Below are 15,673 nucleotides of genomic sequence, written 5' to 3'. Positions count from 1 at the left end.
ACTTAATTGGGGGGAACAGTGATGTGGTTGGAGTTATTATTTGTATATGCAGCGACGCTTTGTTTTGGGATTTTGTTTAATGTGCCAACAAGAGCTTTATTTATCGGTGCACTTATTGGCTGCTTATCGTGGTTTATCTACCGAACTTTGCCAGAGTACGGAATTTCAATAATATTAGCTACTGCTTTAGCTTCTTTTATGAGTGCTACTCTAGCGCAAGTACTTGCTAAGAAATTTCGAATACCTGCAACCACTTTTAGTATTCCAGCAATTATTCCATTAGTTCCTGGAAGCAAGGCGTATTTTACGATGCTCGCATTTGTCGAAAGTGATTACTTACTAGGGTTAGAACTTGGGATTAGCACTATGCTTCAGGCCGGGGCCATTGCAGGCGGGCTTGTTTTTGCGTTAGCCATTTTCTCTTTTAAGAAGGGAGGTATCGGTCAGCGTTATGAACCAGGACGTTAAGCAATTCATTAAAGACCACCAACTGCTCCGCCCTAATTCCACTATTGTTGTAGGAATTTCTGGAGGACCTGATTCACTTGCATTGTTACACTTCTTATGGAAAGAAAGCCAAAAGGAAAATTTCCAATTAATAGCAAGTCACATCGACCATCAATTAAGAAAAGGGACTTCCGCAGAAGATTTTGAGTTTGTTAAGCAGTATTGTGCGGATCGGGATATTCTTTTTGAAGGAAGTCGAGTCAATGTAAAAAGAGTTCAAAAAGAATTTGGATTAAGTGTTCAAATGGCGGCAAGGAAATGTCGGTATGATGTATTTAACCAGGTGATGACGAAGTATCAAGCGGACTATCTCGCTTTAGCTCATCACGGGGATGACCAAATCGAAACAATCTTAATGAATCAAGTGAGAGGAACTGCTGCAGAAGGGCTTTCCGGTATTCCTGTATCGAGGCAATTTGCAACAGGGACCCTGATTCGACCATTCTTAGGAATAACTAAAGCACAAATCGTGCAATACTGTAATGAGGAAAAATTGCAGCCAAGAATAGATGAAAGCAACGTCTCTGATAAGTACATGCGAAATCGTTTTCGAAAAGAAGTGCTGCCGTTTATTAAAAATGAAAACCCGAAGGCACACATTCATTTTCAGCGAATGAGTGAACAAATCGAGTTAGATCAGGTCTATCTTGAGGAAATTACTCGTACACATTTAGAAGAGGTCGTTGAAACGAAAACGAAGGAATTAGTCGTCATTTCTGTTAATCGCTTCAAAGATATGGCCGTCGCTTTACAAAGAAGGGGTATTCATCTAATATTAAAATATCTTTACGGGGAAAATTACCCATTTCTCTCATACATACATATTGAACAAGTTCATCAACTGATTCACTCTCACAATCCCTCTGGCCAATTAGATTTCCCACAAGGGTTATTAATTGAAAGAGTTTATGATCGTTGTCGGTTACGTTTTAAAAAAGCCGAGGAAGGTTTTGAGTCTTTTACATACGAATTACAAATTCCAGGATGCATATCTACAAAGTTGGGAATAATAAGTGCAAAATTCACATCAAACCTGATGGACATCAAACGAACTCCATTTACTTATATTTGTGATGCAGAGCAAGTTGTGTATCCACTGAATGTTAGAACGAAAATGGATGGGGATCGTATCCAATTAGTAGGGATGACTGGATCAAAGAAAATTAGTCGTGTTTTTATTGATCATAAGATTGAGCAATGGAAACGAAAAGTATGGCCGCTTGTTATCGATGGAAATAATGAAGTGATATGGATTCCCGTATTAGGACATTCTAAAAAAAGTGCTGTCACAGAAATGTCGCAAAAATATTTAGTGCTTTCATTTGAATTTCATGATGAAGGCTCGGTATAATTCTTTTCAGCAGCAGTTACAGGAGGGTATAACAGTAGAATGAGAGACGAAATCAAAGAAGTTTTAATCTCGGAAGAAGAAATACAACAGAAGGTACGCGAGCTAGGAGGCGTGCTGACGAAAGAATATGAAGGCCGGTTTCCCCTTGTTGTCGGAGTTTTAAAAGGTGCTCTGCCTTTTATGGCCGATTTAACGAAAAGAATAGATACACATATCGAGCTTGATTTTATGGATGTATCAAGTTACGGTGCGGGTACTGTTACTTCAGGTGAAGTTAAAATTGTAAAAGATTTAAATACTTCAGTAGAAGGACGCGATGTCCTCATTGTAGAAGATATTATAGATAGCGGTTTAACACTAAGTTATTTAGTAAAGTTATTTCATTACCGCAAAGCAAAATCGGTTAAGATTGTCACTCTGTTAGATAAGCCAGATGGCAGAAAGGTCGATTTAGTACCGGATCTTGCCGGATTTACGGTTCCAGATGCGTTTGTTGTCGGATATGGATTAGACTTTGCTGAGCGCTATCGAAACCTCCCGTATATTGGCGTACTAAAGCCAGAAATTTATGGGACGTAAAGATTGTGAAAAAAGTGGTAAATATGATACTATAATTTAAGCTTATTGTACGTGGGAGGAGGTCAGGAATGAATCGGATTTTTCGTAACACGATATTTTACTTATTAATTTTTCTAGTCATCGTAGGAATTGTAAGTGTCTTTAGCGGTGATCAAGTCGAGACGACACCGATGACAGTTGATCAGTTTTATGAAAAACTTCAAAATGGCGAGGTTACCACTCTTTCTTTAAAGCCTGAGCGACAAGTGTACTTAGTGCGCGGACAGCTTGTAAACATGCCAGAAGGAGAGTATTTCCAAACATATATTCCTAGGGCTGAGTTGGCAGTTGAAAGACTGTTTGCTGTTCAAGAAGGTGGAGGTGCTGCACCGGAGTTCACGATGGAGCCTGCTGATGAGACAAGTGGTTGGGTTACCTTTTTTACGTCAATTATTCCATTTATCATTATTTTCATCCTATTCTTCTTCTTACTAAGCCAGGCTCAGGGCGGTGGAAGCCGTGTCATGAACTTTGGTAAGAGTAAGGCGAAAATGGTTCAGGATGATAAGAAGAAAGCGAAATTCAAAGATGTTGCTGGTGCAGATGAAGAAAAGCAAGAACTTGTTGAGGTTGTTGAATTCTTAAAAGACCCTCGAAAGTTCTCGGCAATTGGTGCTCGTATTCCAAAAGGGGTTCTATTAGTTGGACCGCCAGGTACAGGTAAAACGTTATTAGCACGTGCTGTTGCAGGTGAAGCGGGTGTACCGTTCTTCTCAATCAGTGGTTCTGATTTCGTGGAAATGTTCGTTGGGGTCGGTGCTTCTCGTGTACGTGACCTATTTGAAAATGCGAAGAAAAATGCACCGTGTATTATCTTTATTGATGAGATTGATGCGGTTGGACGACAACGTGGAGCAGGTCTTGGCGGGGGTCACGATGAACGTGAGCAGACGCTAAATCAGTTACTCGTTGAGATGGATGGATTTAGTGCAAATGAAGGAATTATTATCATCGCGGCAACAAACCGAGCGGATATTCTAGACCCAGCATTACTGCGTCCAGGTCGTTTTGACCGACAAATTCTAGTAGGCCGACCAGATGTTAAAGGTCGTGAAGAGGTATTAAAAGTGCATGCACGTAATAAACCTCTTGCTGATGACGTCGATCTTAAAGCAATTGCTGCTCGTACACCTGGCTTCTCGGGTGCTGACTTAGAAAACCTTCTGAATGAAGCGGCTCTAGTTGCTGCCCGTCAAGACAAGAAGAAAGTGAACATGGTTCATATTGAAGAAGCGATAGACCGAGTGATTGCTGGTCCGGCTAAGAAGAGTCGTGTGATATCAGCGAAAGAAAAGAAAATTGTTGCTTGGCATGAAGCAGGCCACACGGTCGTTGGTGTCAAACTTGAAAATGCAGATATGGTTCATAAAGTTACGATTGTTCCACGCGGGCAAGCTGGTGGATATGCTGTTATGCTTCCGAAAGAGGATCGCTACTTTATGACCAAACCAGAGTTGCTTGATAAAATTATGGGCTTACTTGGCGGGCGTGTTGCTGAGGAAGTTACTTTTGGAGAAGTAAGTACTGGAGCTCATAATGATTTCCAGCGCGCAACAGGTATCGCTCGTAAGATGGTTACTGAATATGGTATGAGTGAGAAACTAGGACCAATGCAATTTGGACAAAGTTCCGGTGGCCAAGTGTTCTTGGGTCGTGATATTCAAAATGAGCAAAACTACAGCGACCAAATTGCTTATGAAATTGATTTAGAAGTTCAACGTTTCATTAAAGAATGTTATGAACGTTGTAAGCAGATCCTTCTTGATAATAAAGATAAGCTAGATCTTGTGGCAGAAACGTTGATGGAACTTGAAACGTTAGATGCTGAACAAATTAAGTCACTTGTTAACGAAGGAAAACTTCCTGAAAACCATCATACAGATGCGTATCGTAAACAAGAGCTTAAGTCTGAAACGACTCAAGATGGTGATGTTAAAGTTAATATTTCTTCTAAAAAAGATGAGGCAGAAGCAAAAGAAGAAACTGGTGCTAAGCCTTCAGATGAAACACCTGCGAAGCCAAAATCAGAAGATGAAAATAAAACCGATAAGTAATAGGAAAAATAGGATGTCACAAGACATCCTATTTTCTTTTGAAAATGATAAAATTGAGGTAAAGTAAACATACATATAAAAAAGGGAAATGTGGTGAAACAATTATGATATTTGTTGTTGATGTAGGGAATACGAATATTGTTCTTGGTGTATATGATGGTGATGAACTAATTCATCATTGGCGTATTGCTACGAGTAGAGATAAGACAGAAGATGAATACGGTATGCTTGTTAAAAGCTTGTTTCAAGATCAAGATCTCAGCTTAACTGAAATCGATGGAATTATTATTTCTTCTGTTGTTCCACCGATTATGTTTGCATTAGAAAAGATGTGCAAGAAATATTTTAAGTTAGATCCAATTGTAATTGGACCTGGAATTAAAACCGGTTTAAATATTAAGTATGAAAACCCTAGAGAAGTAGGGGCAGACAGGATCGTTAATGCCGTTTCTGCCATCGATTTATATGGAAGCCCTTTAATTATCGTCGATTTTGGTACAGCTACCACGTTCTGTTATATTAACGAAGAGAAGCAATATATGGGAGGCGCGATTGCCCCGGGAGTCGGTATTTCAACTGAGGCTTTATATACAAGAGCATCGAAATTACCTCGTATTGAAATTTCAGAACCGCCTTCAGTAGTTGGTAAGAACACGGTAAATGCCATGCAAGCGGGTATCTATTATGGATATGTAGGACAAGTTGATGAAATCGTCAGAAGAATGAAAGAGCAATCTCCGGTAGAACCTAAAGTTATTGCCACAGGAGGACTCGCTACCCTGATAGGAAAAGAGTCCAGAACGATTGATGTTGTAGATCCGTTTTTAACGCTAAAAGGTCTGCAAATGATTTATATGAAAAATGCTAGAAAGGACGAAGAGCATGAGTGATTATCTTGTACGAGCGATTGCATTTGATGGTAGTGTGAGAGCGTATGCAACGCGAACGACCGCAATGGTTGGTGAAGCAGCAAAAAGACAAGACACTTGGCCGACGGCATCCGCTGCCTTAGGAAGAGCGATGACAGCGGCAACGATCATGGGCGCCATGCAAAAAGGTGATGCAAAAATCACTGTAAAAATCGAAGCAGACGGGCCAATCGGTCATATTATTGTTGATACGAATGCTAAAGGAGAAACAAGAGGTTATGTTAAAAACCCACATGTTCACTTTGATTTAAATGCTCATGGGAAACTCGATGTTGCAAGAGCAGTAGGAACAAATGGCCAACTTTCTATTGTAAAAGATTTAGGTCTCCGAGATTATTTTACAGGAAGTGTTCCGCTTATTTCCGGGGAATTGGGTGAGGATTTTACATACTACTTCGTAACATCTGAACAAATTCCTTCTGCTGTTGGCGTTGGGGTACTCGTTAACCCTGATTACTCCATCTTAGCATCCGGTGGATTTATCCTTCAAATGATGCCTGGTGCTGGAGATGACATCATTGAGTTTATAGAAAATCGTTTAAGCCAAATCCCGCCAATCTCTAAATTAATTGAAGCGGGTAAAAGCCCCGAAGAAATCCTTGAAGAGTTACTTGGTAAAGAGAACTTGAAGATCCTTGATCAAATGGATGTTAAATTCTCCTGTACTTGTTCAAAGGAAAGGTTTGAAACGGCTATTATCAGTTTAGGTGCCGAAGAAATACAAGCAATGATCGACGAGGAAGGAAAAGCCGAAACTCGTTGTCACTTTTGCAACGAAACTTATGTGTTCACTAAACCAGAGTTAGAAGCGTTACTAACAGAAACAGGAAAAAATAATTAGAGTTAAAATTATCAAAAAAATCCGTTGACTAATTGGAAATCATTTGCTACTATAATCTTAACAAAACCAATGAATTTACTCGGTATTAACGAAAGGGGAAGTTAAAAATGCGTGTAGCAAATTCTATTACAGATTTAATTGGGCAAACGCCATTAGTAAAATTAAACAGAATCGTACCTGAAGGGTCTGCAGATATTTATTTAAAACTTGAGTATTTTAATCCTGGAAGCAGTGTAAAAGATCGTATCGCTTTAGCGATGATTGAAGCTGCTGAGAGAGACGGTCGATTAAAGAAAGACGATATTATTGTTGAGCCGACTAGTGGAAACACAGGAATTGGGTTAGCGATGGTTGCAGCTGCAAAAGGCTATAAAACAAAGCTGGTTATGCCAGAAACAATGAGTATGGAGCGTCGTAATCTTTTAAGAGCTTATGGTGCTGAGTTAGTACTTACTCCAGGGCCAGAAGGTATGGGTGGTGCGATTCGCAAAGCAACAGAATTATCCAAAGAAGATGGTCACTTCATGCCTCAGCAATTTGAGAACGAAGCAAATCCCGAAGTTCATCGTGAAACAACAGGCCGTGAGCTTTTAGAGCAAGTTGAAGGAAGTGTCGATGCATTTGTATCAGGAATCGGTACTGGTGGAACGATTACAGGTGCAGGCGGATTGTTAAAAGAGAACTTCCCTAACCTTAAAATCTATGCAGTAGAACCTGCAGATTCTCCAGTTTTATCAGGAGGAAAACCAGGTCCGCATAAAATCCAAGGAATTGGAGCCGGTTTTGTTCCTTCCATTCTAAACACGAACGTTTATGATGAAGTTATTCAAGTTACGAATGATCAAGCATTTGAAATTGCACGCCGTGCCGGACGTGAAGAAGGAATTTTAGGTGGTATCTCTTCTGGTGCAGCTATTTATGCAGCGCTTCAAGTGGCTGAAAAATTAGGTGCAGGCAAAAAGGTAATAGCGATTATCCCAAGTAATGGTGAGCGTTACCTCTCAACTCCACTTTATCAATTTGATGAATAATAGAAAAAAATTAAAGGCTGACGCAAATGTGTCAGTCTTTTTTAAGGTATTGCCTTCATAAAAGCTCTGCTGTTGTTCTTTGAGCTACAAACAGGCAGTACTGCTTTCCGTATTTTATAAATTGTTGTAGAATGAACGTAAGAAAAATGGTTAGAAATCATTCGCCATTAATGAGGAGAGTGTGTGTATTGCTTCAAGACAATTCCATAGATAAACAACAGGTGTTGACAGCGAAAATCCCATTAAGTGAAAGCGATTGGTTTCAACAATATAAGCAGCTTTCCAAAGAGGAGCCGTATCATGTTTTATTAGAAAGTGGCAGAGCTGGTCGATATCATATTATAGGTTTAAGTCCAATAGCTATTATTAAAGGAAAAGATCAAACATTAACGATTGAACATAATGGACAAACCCACACTAGATCAGGGGACCTCCTTACGAATATGAAAGCATGGATGCAAGAGAAACAGCGTGGCTGTTGCGAAGAGGCTGTTCCATTTCAGGGTGGAGCAGTAGGATATATTAGCTATGACCTTGTAAGGCAAATTGAAAAATTGCCCACTACAGCTCAAGATGATTTAGGAATGGAAGAGCTTTACTTTCTCGTTTTTGATGACGTATTTGTTTATGATATCGAGAGCCAAGAATTAAACATCATCATTCATTACAAAGAAAGTGAAACACAAACAGCTGTGGAACGGTTGGAACTCTATAAAACAACATGGATCCAACCATTAGATGAATGGAAGTGGCAAGCATCAGACGTTCAAGTGGAAAACGGTTGGACAGCTTCTTTGTCAGAAGCTGAATTTGCAAATGCTGTTAAAAAAATTCAAGAATATATTGCTGCTGGCGATGTTTTTCAAGTTAATTTGTCGGTCCGTCAGGCAAAGCCGCTGCTAACAGAACCACTCCACATCTATGAAAAGTTACGTGAAGTTAACCCTTCGCCATATATGGCCTACTTCCATACTCCTGAATTCCAGTTAACAAGCGGTTCACCAGAGCTTCTTGTCAAGAAAGCCGGACAAGAAGTAAGTACTCGGCCGATCGCAGGAACGAGATCAAGAGGAAAAAACGAAGAAGAAGACGAAAGAAATGCTAAGACCCTGATTGAAAACGAAAAAGAACGTGCAGAACATATTATGCTCGTTGACCTTGAGCGAAACGACTTAGGAAGAGTGTGTGAGTTTGGTTCAGTTGAAGTGGACGAGTTAATGGTCATTGAAAAATACTCGCATGTTATGCATATTGTTTCAAATGTAAAAGGAAAGCTTACGGAAGGAAAAGACGCATACGATATCATTCGAGCAACTTTCCCAGGTGGAACGATTACAGGAGCACCTAAAGTGAGAACGATGGAGATCATTGAAGAACTTGAACCGGTTAGAAGAGGAATTTATACAGGATCGATTGGCTGGATCGGTTATAATGGAGACATGGAATTAAATATTGTCATTCGAACAATCCTTGCAAAAGACGGTATGGCTTATGTACAGGCCGGCGCAGGTATTGTGATTGACTCTAATCCACAACATGAATATAAAGAATCATTAAAAAAAGCAACTGCACTATGGCGTGCAAAAGAGTTGAGTGAAGAAGAGGTCAGTGAAGAAAAAGTAAAGTAGAGCTGAGGAGGAGTACTAATGATTTTAATGATTGATAACTATGATTCATTTACGTACAATTTAGTGCAGTATTTAGGTGAGATGGGTGAAGAGTTAGTCGTTCGACGAAATGACGAAATCACCATTGAAGAAATTGAAGAACTAAATCCAGACTATTTAATGATATCGCCGGGGCCATGCAGCCCGAATGAGGCAGGGGTAAGTTTAAAGGCAATCGAACACTTTGCCGGGAAAATCCCGATCTTCGGCGTTTGTTTAGGACATCAGTCGATTGGGCAAGTGTTTGGCGGCAAAGTCATTCGAGCGGAACGGTTGATGCACGGAAAGACTTCTGAGATCACTCATAACGAACAAACCATTTTTAAAGGTATAGAACGTCCTTTTACAGCAACAAGATACCATTCCTTAATTGTTGAAAGAGAAACGTTTCCAGACTGCTTAGAAATTACAGCTGAAACAGCAGAAGGGGAAATTATGGCTCTGCGCCATAAAACACTCCCTATTGAAGGTGTTCAGTTCCACCCAGAGTCCATAATGACGGAGTCAGGTAAGCGTTTATTGCTTAATTTTATTGAACACTATAGGGGGCGTACCTCAGCATGTACATCTATGTAAATGGTGAAATTGTAACACCGGAAAATGCAAAAATTTCAGCGTTTGATCATGGTTTTATGTATGGCTTAGGTGTATTTGAGACGTTTCGTATTTATGACGGTCATCCATTTTTAGTGGATGACCATTTTCTTCGGTTACGCCAAAGCTTAAGTCATCTCTCCATCAATTGGGACTGGACAAAAGGTCAGGTCATGACGGTCTTACAGCAATTATTAGCTAAAAATAAATTAACGAATGCATACGTGAGATGGAATGTTTCAGCAGGAGTTGGCCCGTTAGGACTACAAGATGAACCATATGATCAACCTTCAACGATTGTGTACGTTAAACCACTTCCAGAAAAGATGTCAGTGACAAAACGTGGGGTTATGTTGAACACAAAACGAAATACACCCGAAGGAAATGAACGGTTAAAATCCCATCACTATTTAAATAACATTATTGGAAAACGGGAAATAGGTTCAGATGCAAGTGTTGAAGGAATTTTCTTAACGCAAGACGGGTATCTTGCTGAAGGAATTGTCTCCAATCTTTTCTGGCTAAAAAATAATGTTATTTATACACCAGCAGTTGAAACGGGAATACTAAATGGTGTAACGAGGCAGTTTATTTTAACGTTATTAAACGATCTAGGGTACGAGTACCAAGAAGGTTTTTATAAAAGTGAAGACTTGTTTGAAGCAGATGAAGCTTTTGTAACCAATTCCATTCAAGAAGTTGTCTCACTTGAAGATGTTGAAGGCAAGACGAACTACGACAGCGAAATGACATTGGCTAATCAGTTGCGGAAACATTATTTCTCACTAAGGAAAAAACTTAACAGTCGAGTCGAAATATATAAAAAGGAGTAAGTCGAAATGTCTGTTCAAATGAATCCTCCAAAAGTTAGAGCATCACAATTTTTAGGTGAAACAACTGTAATGGGAATTTTAAATGCAACACCCGATTCTTTTTCTGATGGTGGTCAGTATAACGAGATAGAAACAGCTGTTCGCCATGCTAAAGAAATGGTAAGTCAAGGAGCTAAAATTATTGACATTGGCGGGGAGTCAACAAGGCCGGGAGCAGAAAAGGTAGAACAAAATGAAGAATTGGAAAGAGTTATTCCTATAATTTCCGCGATTGCACAAGAGGTTGATGTCCCGATTTCGATCGATACGTATAAAAGTGAGGTCGCTAAACAAGCGATTGAAGCAGGAGCATCGATTATTAACGATGTATGGGGAGCGAAAGCAGACCCTAAGATGGCAGGAGTAGCAGCAGCTTACGATGTTCCGATTATTCTCATGCATAACCGTACAAACAAAAACTATGTCAATCTGTTAGAAGATATGAAAAGAGATCTGCAAGAAAGTATAGATATTTGTCACGAGGCTGGGGTCCGTGATGATCAAATTATTCTTGATCCTGGAATTGGCTTTGCTAAAACGTATGAGCACAACCTCGAAGTCATGAGAAAGTTAGATGAAATTGTTGACCTGGGGTATCCCGTCTTATTAGGGACTTCCCGGAAGTCTTTTATCGCCAAAGCATTAGACCTTCCAGTGGACGAGCGAGTAGAAGGAACTGGAGCAACGATTTGCCTCGGCATTGCGAAAGGTTGTCAAATTGTTAGAGTTCACGATGTTTTAGAAATGAGCCGAATGGCAAAAATGATGGATGCGATGTTAGGGAAAGGTGTATAAAATGGACAAAATTATTATCGATCAAATGCAATTTTATGGATACCATGGTGTCTATCCTGAAGAAAACAAATTAGGTCAACGCTTTAAAGTAGATGCAACCTTATGGTTAGACTTGAGTCCGGCAGGGACGAATGACGATTTAAATCAAACAATCAACTATGCAGAAGTATACGAACTTACAAAAAAAGTGGTGGAGAACCAAACCCATAAATTAGTGGAAACAATTGCTGAAAACATCAGTTCCTCAATCCTTAAAACATTTCCGATCGTCCAGTCTTGTACAATAAAAGTCATTAAACCAGACCCACCAATAAACGGCCATTACAATTCTGTAGCAGTAGAAATTACAAGGAGTCGAAATGGTGAATAATCTCGTATATATCGCATTGGGTTCTAACATCGGTGCTCGAGAAGAATATCTTTTATTTGGCTTGAAGGAATTGAATGAGGAAGCCGGTCTCACGATCAACCGTGTTTCCTCCATCTACGAAACGGAACCGGTGGGTTATTTGGATCAACAAGATTTTCTGAATATGGTTATTGAGGTTTCAACTTCCTATTCACCTGAACAACTATTACAAGTAACCCAAGAAATAGAAAGTAAGGCAAAAAAAAATACTCCTGTCCGTTGGGGTCCCAGAACATTAGACCTTGACATTTTACTCTATAATCAAGAAAATATTAAGATGGATGATTTGATGATTCCTCACCCAAGAATGAGTGAGCGTAGTTTTGTCATCATTCCGTTGAAGGAAATTAACCCTCAATTAATACTGCCTCATGAGCAGGTAACAGTTTCGGAGATCTATAGAAGGTTAACAGATAAAGAAGGTGTTAGAGTATGGAAAATGAACAATGGGGTAGGAGAATACGGGCTTTTCGAAAATTGAAAGGTTATACGCAAGAATCGTTTGCTCACGCTTTAGGGATTTCAATCTCAGTATTGGGCGAAGTTGAAAGAGGGACGAGGGTGCCAACGGAAGATTTAATTGAAAAAATAGCTGAGGCTTTGCAAATTAGTAAAGATGAGTTGACTTCAAATAAATAGTTATAAAAGATGTTGGAGGTGAAAAGTGATGCTGAAGATTGGGAATATTGAAATGAAAAACCCAGTTGTTTTAGCGCCTATGGCAGGTGTCTGTAATCCAGCTTTCCGATTAATTGCGAAAGAATTTGGAGCGGGACTTGTATGTGCTGAAATGGTTAGTGATAAAGCAATCTTACACAAAAATGAAAAGTCATTAAGTATGCTGTATGTAGATGAGCGTGAAAAACCATTGAGCTTGCAAATCTTCGGCGGTGAAAAAGAAACATTAGTTGAGGCTGCCAAATTTGTAGATAAAAATACGAATGCAGACATTATCGATATTAATATGGGGTGTCCAGTACCGAAAATTACGAAATGTGATGCAGGGGCTAGGTGGCTGCTCGACCCTAACAAGATCTACGAAATGGTATCAGCTGTAGTTGACGCTGTAGATAAGCCGGTAACCGTTAAAATGCGTATCGGTTGGGATGATGAGCATATTTTTGCTGTTGAAAATGCACGTGCAGTCGAACGTGCAGGAGGAAAAGCGGTAGCTGTGCATGGCCGTACGCGAGTTCAGATGTATGAAGGTGTAGCAAATTGGGATATCATTAAAGAAGTGAAGGAATTTGTAAATATTCCTGTTATCGGTAATGGCGATGTAAAAACACCTGAGGATGCGAAACGCATGTTAGATACTACAGGGGTAGACGGTGTCATGATTGGAAGAGCTGCATTAGGGAACCCTTGGATGCTTTATCGTACAGTTCACTTTTTAGAAACAGGCGAACTCCCTGGAGATCCAACACCGCGAGAGAAAATCGATGTATGTATGATTCACTTAGATCGTTTAATCGCATTAAAAGGTGAAAGAGTAGCTGTCCGTGAAATGAGGAAGCATGCAGCGTGGTATCTTAAAGGAATGAGTGGAAGCTCAAACGTGAGAGATCAAATCAATCAGTTCGAAACGCGCGATGATGTATACAATTCTTTATACAGCTATATTGATGAAGTTGAAGCAAGAATGAACGAGACTGTCGAAGTAGGCTAAGATAGTTGACTTTATCACTTTACTTTTCTATAATTCGTCTGAGATAATCACAAACTGCCAGTATCTGCTGGCAGTTTTTCTACATATAAGCCAAAACTAAATCATTCACGAAATGGTTAACTTTAAGTTACATAAAATTCTCTTTGTTTATGAAGTGAGTTAGTGAATGTTAACTATCAATATTAATCTATAGTTTTAAAGAAAATTAGGAGTTGATGAAATGTCACAGGAATTAGAATTAAATGACTTACTAGCCGTACGTAGAGAGAAATTAAAAAAACTAGTGGACAAAGGTGTCGATCCATTTGGAGGTAAGTTTGTACGAACGCATTCTGCCAAAGAGATGACAGAGCAATTTGGTGAAATCTCTAAAGAGCAGTTAGAAGAGGATAAGCATGAAGTCGTTCTTGCTGGCCGTATCATGACAAAGCGAGGCAAAGGAAAAGCAGGCTTTGCTCATATACAGGATCTGACTGGGAAAATTCAAATCTATGTTCGACAAGATGCTATCGGTGAAGAAGCGTATGATCTATTTAATACGATCGACATTGGTGATCTTGTTGGAGTTTCTGGTGTGGCCTTCAAAACCAAAGTTGGAGAGTTATCTATTAAAGTAACTAACTTCCAATTACTTACGAAATCATTAAGACCTTTACCAGATAAGTTCCACGGGTTAAAAGACATTGAGCAACGTTACCGTCAAAGGTACGTTGATTTAATTGTAAACCCTGAAGTTCGTGATACGTTTGTGCTTAGAAGTAAGATTTTACAGTCTATGAGACGTTACTTAGACAGCCGAGGATACCTAGAAGTAGAAACACCGATGATGCATTCCATTGCTGGCGGTGCCTCAGCACGTCCTTTTATTACGCATCATAATGCTCTTGATATGACTCTCTATATGAGAATAGCGATCGAGCTCCACTTAAAGCGTCTGATTGTTGGTGGCTTAGAAAAGGTGTATGAAATTGGACGCGTTTTCCGTAACGAAGGGGTATCAACACGACATAACCCGGAATTCACGATGATTGAGTTATATGAGGCCTATGCTGACTATAAAGATATTATGAGTTTAACTGAAAACTTAATTGCGCATATTGCGGAAGAAGTGTTAGGAACTACAACTGTTCAGTATGGAGACTATGAAGTCAATCTAAAGCCTGAATGGAAAAGACTTCACATGGTTGATGCGATTAAAGAATATGCGGGTGTAGATTTCTGGAAAGAAATGAGCGACGAAGAAGCTCGAGCAATAGCAAAAGAGCATAAGGTTCATGTAAAAGATACAATGACTTATGGACATGTAGTAAATGAATTCTTTGAGCACTTTGTTGAAGAAAAATTAATACAACCTACATTTATTTATGGTCATCCAACGGCAATTTCTCCATTAGCGAAGAAGAACCCAGAAGATGAGCGTTTTACAGACCGATTTGAACTCTTTATTGTGGGCCGCGAACATGCGAATGCATTTACTGAGCTTAATGATCCAATTGATCAAAGAGAAAGATTCGAAGATCAATTAAAAGAAAGAGAACAAGGTGACGACGAAGCACATATGATGGACGATGATTTTGTAGAGGCGCTAGAATATGGAATGCCTCCAACTGGCGGTTTAGGTATCGGTATTGATCGTTTAGTTATGTTATTAACAAATTCTCCATCTATCCGTGATGTATTATTGTTCCCGCAAATGCGTCACCGTGAAACTACTGAAGAATAGATTATTAAAACGTGCCTGTACTTCTCCTAACGTATATATTGGAGGGTACAGGCATCTTTTTGTGTAAAATCTGTTGAAAAAAGCTCGTGTTGGTTATAATGGATCTTAGCAATGTAAAAGTTACTAAGGAGCCTTAGAAGCAATAAATAGACAAACGCAACTAATACAATAAATTTGCATAATGTTTAAGGCAAATAGGTTAGTTAGTAAAGAAAAAGACTTTTTCCTTAAAAATACTCTTTATTTTTTTAAGACAATCAGTATAATAGGTAACAGGCATTATTTTGTCGACGTTAATTGTATTTTGTTTTTATAAAAAAATAAAATTAATTGTTGACTCCCATTTAACAGCGTGTTATATTAGTAAAGTCGCTGTCACACAGCAGACAAGCTATAAGTTCTTTGAAAACTGAACAAAAAGCCAAGCGAAATAAATGAGATACATGATATCTCGTCAATGTTTTAAAAACGTCACGTTTGTGACAATGAGCTATATCAAACACTTTTATGGAGAGTTTGATCCTGGCTCAGGACGAACGCTGGCGGCGTGCCTAATACATGCAAGTCGAGCGGACCTCATAAGAGCTTGCTCTTATGAGGTTAGCGGCGGACG

The 15,673-nt window shown here is 39.3% G+C and carries 16 protein-coding genes and 1 rRNA gene; all 17 read left to right on the top strand.

Annotated features, from left to right (window positions below; all coding sequences use genetic code 11):
* Positions 1-21: 21 nt before the first annotated feature.
* Positions 22-468, top strand: a complete 447-nt coding sequence (locus N7Z68_RS21795; protein WP_275120564.1) for a threonine/serine exporter family protein — start codon at positions 22-24, stop codon at positions 466-468.
* Complete coding sequence (tilS, locus tag N7Z68_RS21790) at positions 452-1,858, top strand: tRNA lysidine(34) synthetase TilS (RefSeq protein WP_275120563.1); 1,407 nt, start codon at positions 452-454, stop codon at positions 1,856-1,858. The genes N7Z68_RS21795 and tilS overlap by 17 nt, the downstream gene beginning before the upstream one ends.
* Positions 1,859-1,897: 39 nt before the next feature.
* On the top strand, positions 1,898-2,437 hold the full coding sequence (gene hpt / locus N7Z68_RS21785; RefSeq protein ID WP_275120561.1) for a hypoxanthine phosphoribosyltransferase: 540 nt from the start codon (positions 1,898-1,900) through the stop codon (positions 2,435-2,437).
* Between the two features lie 68 nt (positions 2,438-2,505).
* Positions 2,506-4,530 carry an ATP-dependent zinc metalloprotease FtsH gene (gene ftsH / locus N7Z68_RS21780; RefSeq protein ID WP_275120560.1) on the top strand — a complete coding sequence of 675 codons (2,025 nt, stop codon included), beginning with the start codon at positions 2,506-2,508 and terminating at the stop codon, positions 4,528-4,530.
* Positions 4,531-4,634: 104 nt separating this feature from the next.
* On the top strand, positions 4,635-5,420 hold the full coding sequence (locus N7Z68_RS21775; protein WP_275120559.1) for a type III pantothenate kinase: 786 nt from the start codon (positions 4,635-4,637) through the stop codon (positions 5,418-5,420).
* Positions 5,413-6,300 (top strand): Hsp33 family molecular chaperone HslO, encoded by an 888-nt coding sequence (gene hslO / locus N7Z68_RS21770; RefSeq protein WP_275120558.1) that lies wholly within the window; start codon positions 5,413-5,415, stop codon positions 6,298-6,300. Before N7Z68_RS21775 ends, hslO begins: the two co-directional genes overlap by 8 nt.
* A 107-nt stretch (positions 6,301-6,407) precedes the next feature.
* The gene (gene cysK / locus N7Z68_RS21765; RefSeq protein ID WP_275120557.1) at positions 6,408-7,331 is read left to right on the top strand and encodes a cysteine synthase A; all 924 of its coding nucleotides are present in this window, start codon (positions 6,408-6,410) and stop codon (positions 7,329-7,331) included.
* Between the two features lie 170 nt (positions 7,332-7,501).
* Positions 7,502-8,959: an aminodeoxychorismate synthase, component I gene (gene pabB / locus N7Z68_RS21760; protein ID WP_373323215.1), complete on the top strand. Its 1,458-nt coding sequence runs from the start codon at positions 7,502-7,504 to the stop codon at positions 8,957-8,959.
* A gap of 18 nt (positions 8,960-8,977) precedes the next feature.
* Positions 8,978-9,574, top strand: a complete 597-nt coding sequence (pabA, locus tag N7Z68_RS21755) for an aminodeoxychorismate/anthranilate synthase component II (RefSeq protein WP_275120556.1) — start codon at positions 8,978-8,980, stop codon at positions 9,572-9,574.
* Entirely contained in the window at positions 9,559-10,425 is an 867-nt protein-coding gene (pabC, locus tag N7Z68_RS21750; protein WP_275120555.1) for an aminodeoxychorismate lyase, read from the top strand. The genes pabA and pabC overlap by 16 nt, the downstream gene beginning before the upstream one ends.
* Before the next feature lie 6 nt (positions 10,426-10,431).
* Complete coding sequence (folP, locus tag N7Z68_RS21745; protein WP_275120554.1) at positions 10,432-11,259, top strand: dihydropteroate synthase; 828 nt, start codon at positions 10,432-10,434, stop codon at positions 11,257-11,259.
* A gap of 1 nt (position 11,260) precedes the next feature.
* On the top strand, positions 11,261-11,629 hold the full coding sequence (gene folB / locus N7Z68_RS21740) for a dihydroneopterin aldolase (RefSeq protein WP_275120553.1): 369 nt from the start codon (positions 11,261-11,263) through the stop codon (positions 11,627-11,629).
* Entirely contained in the window at positions 11,622-12,149 is a 528-nt protein-coding gene (folK, locus tag N7Z68_RS21735; RefSeq protein ID WP_275120552.1) for a 2-amino-4-hydroxy-6-hydroxymethyldihydropteridine diphosphokinase, read from the top strand. The genes folB and folK overlap by 8 nt, the downstream gene beginning before the upstream one ends.
* A complete protein-coding gene (locus tag N7Z68_RS21730) occupies positions 12,101-12,307 on the top strand; it encodes a helix-turn-helix domain-containing protein (RefSeq protein WP_275120551.1) in 207 nt (68 codons plus the stop codon). The genes folK and N7Z68_RS21730 overlap by 49 nt, the downstream gene beginning before the upstream one ends.
* Before the next feature lie 28 nt (positions 12,308-12,335).
* Positions 12,336-13,337 (top strand): tRNA dihydrouridine synthase DusB, encoded by a 1,002-nt coding sequence (gene dusB, locus N7Z68_RS21725; RefSeq protein ID WP_275120605.1) that lies wholly within the window; start codon positions 12,336-12,338, stop codon positions 13,335-13,337.
* Positions 13,338-13,557: 220 nt separating this feature from the next.
* The gene (gene lysS, locus N7Z68_RS21720) at positions 13,558-15,060 is read left to right on the top strand and encodes a lysine--tRNA ligase (protein ID WP_275120550.1); all 1,503 of its coding nucleotides are present in this window, start codon (positions 13,558-13,560) and stop codon (positions 15,058-15,060) included.
* 504 nt (positions 15,061-15,564) lie between these two features.
* Positions 15,565-15,673: ribosomal RNA gene (locus N7Z68_RS21715) — 16S ribosomal RNA — on the top strand; the annotation flags it as partial.

The organism is Alkalihalobacterium chitinilyticum (genome assembly GCF_029028005.1).
Classification (GTDB): Bacteria; Bacillota; Bacilli; order Bacillales; family Bacillaceae_F; genus Alkalihalobacterium; species Alkalihalobacterium chitinilyticum.
This window is presented reverse-complemented; position numbering and strand designations above follow the sequence as displayed.